1 pseudogene is annotated in these 620 nt (G+C 79.0%); it reads right to left on the minus strand.

Features of this window, described 5'->3' with window-relative positions:
• A pseudogene (locus KS423_RS46850) lies at nt 1-620 on the minus strand (hypothetical protein); the annotation flags it as partial.

Consider the following 620-nt stretch of genomic DNA (forward strand, 5'->3'; position numbering starts at 1 on the left):
CCGGCTGGGCGGCGAGCGCGGCGGCCAGCAGCTCGCCGTCGCCCTCGGCGAGCCGGCCCAGCAGCCGGGTGAGGGTCGGGGCGCCGGGGCGGGACTGCGGGACGAGCCGGTCCAGTGCGGTCTGCAGGGTGGCGGCGCCCGTCCGCCAGCCGGCGTCCACCACGTCGGCCGGGTAGTCGGCCCACTCCAGCTCGTGCCAGGTGCCCGCTTCCGGACGGCCGAAGAACAGGTCGGCGGCGAGCCGCGAGACCGCCCGGTCGACGGTGCCGGGCTCCTCCAGCAGGTCGCAGGCGGGGCGGTCGCCGAGCCTGCTGCCGTAGCCGTCGGCCAGCCGGTCGCGCCGGGACAGCTCGGTGAGCGCGGAGACCACGCCGGCGTTCAGGTGGGCCGGGTGGCGGCCGAGCCGCCAGGCGGGCAGCGCGACCCGGGTGAGCAGCCGGTCCCAGCCCGCGTAGGCCAGGCCGACCTGCTCCTGGGCGGCGATCCGCAGGCCGTAGTCGACCGTCCTGGCCTGCTCGGAGGCCCAGCCGGCGACCGAGCGCTCCAGCTCGGCGGAGTGCCCCCGGCAGGCGCCGAGCAGGCGGCGGGTGACCCTGCGGGTGACCCGCTCGGCGAGTGCG

This window comes from Streptomyces sp. LS1784, assembly GCF_020103755.1.
Taxonomy (GTDB): Bacteria; Actinomycetota; Actinomycetes; order Streptomycetales; family Streptomycetaceae; genus Kitasatospora.